Genomic DNA, 3,112 nt, shown 5'->3' with positions numbered 1-3,112 from the left:
CAAGTCTAGTTCACCCACAGGATAGTAAGTAAACAGATCGGGAATTTCATATGCGCACCCAATATTGTGGTCACCTGAACAAGTCCCTAGCAGGACAAACAGTAGAGTTATGCGGCTGGGTTAATCGTCGCCGTGATTTAGGCGGTCTTATCTTCATCGATATGCGAGATCGTGAAGGTATTGTTCAGGTAGTTGTCGACCCGGATATGAAAGACGTATTCGAGGTGGCTAACCACCTGCGCAACGAATTCTGTATCCGCCTGACCGGTGAAGTACGTGTTCGCCCTGAAAGCCAGGTCAACAAAGATATGGCAACGGGTGAAGTTGAAGTCTTGGCGAGCGGCCTGGAAATCATCAACCGTTCAGATGTGTTGCCACTGGATTTTAACCAGAAGAATACTGAAGAGCAGCGCCTGAAGTACCGTTACCTGGATCTTCGTCGTCCGGAAATGAGTGATCGCATCAAGCTGCGCGCCAAAGCGTCTAGCTTTGTTCGTCGTTTCCTTGATGACAACGCATTCCTGGATATCGAAACACCGGTACTGACTAAAGCGACACCAGAAGGTGCCCGTGACTATCTGGTACCGAGCCGTGTTCACAAAGGCAGCTTCTACGCACTGCCACAGTCTCCGCAGCTATTTAAGCAGCTGCTGATGATGTCTGGCTTTGATCGCTACTACCAGATCGTTAAATGTTTCCGCGATGAAGATCTGCGTGCTGACCGTCAGCCTGAATTTACCCAGATCGATATTGAAACGTCATTCATGTCTGCCGAGCAGGTTCGTGAAGTGACCGAGCGCATGATCACTGAAATGTGGAAAGAGCTGCTGGATGTCGATCTAGGTGCTTTCCCTATCATGCCATTTGAAGAAGCAATGCGTCGTTTCGGCTCTGACAAGCCGGATCTACGTAACCCGCTGGAGCTTGTAGATGTTGCTGATCTTGTTAAAGACGTAGACTTCAAAGTGTTCTCTGGCCCGGCTAACGACGAGAAAGGTCGTGTTGCCGTGATCCGTGTTCCGGGTGGTGCTTCTCTGTCTCGTAAGCAAATTGACGAGTACGGTAAGTATGTGGGTATCTACGGTGCCAAAGGCCTGGCATGGATGAAGGTGAACGATCGCGAAGCGGGCTTCGACGGTGTTCAGTCTCCGGTTGCTAAGTTCCTGAGCGAAGATGTGGTCGCGGGCATTCTTGACCGTACCCAGGCGCAAACTGGCGACATCATTCTGTTTGGTGCTGACAAGAAACGCATCGTTGATGAAGCGATGGGTGCACTTCGTCTGAAACTAGGTACTGATCTTGAGTTGACAGACACCTCTGCATGGGCTCCGCTTTGGGTTGTTGACTTCCCAATGTTCGAGGAAGACGACGAAGGTAACCTGCACGCGATGCACCACCCGTTCACGTCTCCACTAGGCGTTAGCCCTGAAGAGCTTAAGGCAAGCCCGGCGGGAACTAACTCCAACGCCTACGATATGGTAATCAACGGTTACGAAGTAGGTGGTGGTTCAGTACGTATCCACAACGCTGAAATGCAGTCAGCAGTATTTGATCTTCTGGGTATTAATGCTGAAGAGCAGCAGCTGAAGTTCGGCTTCCTGCTAGATGCACTGAAGTTCGGCACGCCTCCGCACGCAGGTCTGGCATTCGGTCTTGACCGTCTGGTTATGCTGCTGTGTGGTACCGAAAACATCCGTGACGTGATTGCATTCCCTAAAACAACAGCGGCTTCGTGTCTGCTGACAGATGCCCCAAGCCTGGCAAACCCTGCTGCGCTTGAAGAGCTGGCTGTGACTGTCTCGGTAGCGAAAAAAGAAGAAGCGAACCAGGAATAATTGATTCGCGTACTGGCCAGCTCGTGTTGCCTGCAAGGGTGACTGGCTGGCCAGATTTATTTTGTGAAACGTTGAGCTGTTTGGCTCACTAGAATTCGGAGTATGATATGGCAGGTCATAGTAAATGGGCCAACATCAAACACCGTAAAGCAGCACAGGATGCTAAACGCGGTAAAATTTTCACCAAGCTGATCCGTGAAATTGTCGTCGCGGCCAAAGAAGGTGGCCCTGAACCTGAAAATAACCCGCGTCTACGTGCTGCAGTCGATAAGGCACTGTCAAACAACATGACGCGCGATACGGTAAACCGCGCGATCAAGCGTGGCGCCGGTGGCGAAGGCGAAGACAACGTTGAAACCGTGATCTACGAAGGCTACGGTCCGGGTGGTACAGCCGTTATGGTTGAAACCATGACCGATAACCGTAACCGCACAGTATCTGGCGTTCGTCATGCCTTCAGTAAGTCGGGCGGTAACCTGGGTACCGATGGTAGCGTAAATTACCTGTTTGATAAGAAAGGGGTAATTTCCTATGCCGCTGGCCTGGATGAAGATGCTGTTATGGAAGCGGCGTTGGAAGGCGGTGCTGATGATGTCGAGACCAATGATGACGGCTCGATCGATGTCTACACAACGCCGGCTGATTTCGGTGCAGTGAAAGATGCGCTGGATGCGGCGGGTTTTGAAGCTGAAAATGCCGAAGTTACCCTAGTGCCATCCACCAAGGCCGATCTTGATGCAGACACGGCACCTAAGCTGCTGCGTCTGATTGATGCATTGGAAGATCTTGATGACGTTCAGGAAGTCTACCATAACGGTGACATCTCTGATGAGGTTGCAGCGCAGCTATAAGTTCACAAGAGCTTTGGCTTGCAGCAGCTTCCTTGCAAAGGAGCGTGACTGAATGTCAGTCATCTTAGGGATTGACCCCGGCTCGCGAATTACCGGTTATGGCGTAATTCGGCAGGTCGGGCGAAACCTCGAATATCTCGGCAGCGGGTGCATTCGTACCTCTGTCGAGGATATCCCCGGCAGGTTAAAACAGATCTATGCCGGCGTGTCAGAAGTTATCACCCAGTTCCAGCCTGATTTTTTTGCCATTGAAGAAGTGTTCATGGGCAAGAATGCCAGCTCTGCGCTAAAGCTCGGCCAGGCTCGCGGGAGTGCGATTGTCGCTGCAGTAAATGCCGACCTGCCGGTGAGCGAGTATGCCGCACGCTTAATCAAGCAGGCGGTGGTTGGCAGCGGTGGGGCAGATAAGGCCCAGGTACAACATAT

At 51.6% G+C, this 3,112-nt stretch carries 3 protein-coding genes; all 3 read left to right on the top strand.

All coding sequences use genetic code 11. The features are described from left to right. Positions 1 to 50 precede the first annotated feature (50 nt). A complete protein-coding gene (aspS, locus tag MHN01_RS22465; protein WP_239413559.1) occupies positions 51 to 1,835 on the top strand; it encodes an aspartate--tRNA ligase in 1,785 nt (594 codons plus the stop codon). Between the two features lie 107 nt (positions 1,836 to 1,942). Further along, positions 1,943 to 2,686: a YebC/PmpR family DNA-binding transcriptional regulator gene (locus MHN01_RS22460; RefSeq protein ID WP_239413558.1), complete on the top strand. Its 744-nt coding sequence runs from the start codon at positions 1,943 to 1,945 to the stop codon at positions 2,684 to 2,686. A gap of 52 nt (positions 2,687 to 2,738) precedes the next feature. Continuing rightward, positions 2,739 to 3,112: crossover junction endodeoxyribonuclease RuvC (gene ruvC, locus MHN01_RS22455; protein WP_239413557.1), on the top strand; the 374-nt coding region annotated here is incomplete at its 3' end.

Source organism: Photobacterium sp. OFAV2-7 (assembly GCF_022347985.1).
Classification (GTDB): domain Bacteria; phylum Pseudomonadota; class Gammaproteobacteria; order Enterobacterales; family Vibrionaceae; genus Photobacterium.
The sequence above is the reverse complement of the archived record's forward strand: the minus strand, read 5'-3'. Positions and strand labels throughout refer to the sequence as shown.

Excerpts from the sequence above, each read along its gene's own strand:
- aspS (WP_239413559.1), top strand. The coding sequence starts at position 51 with ATGCGCACCCAATATTGTGGTCACCTGAACAAGTCCCTAGCAGGACAA.
- MHN01_RS22460 (WP_239413558.1), top strand. The coding sequence starts at position 1,943 with ATGGCAGGTCATAGTAAATGGGCCAACATCAAACACCGTAAAGCAGCA.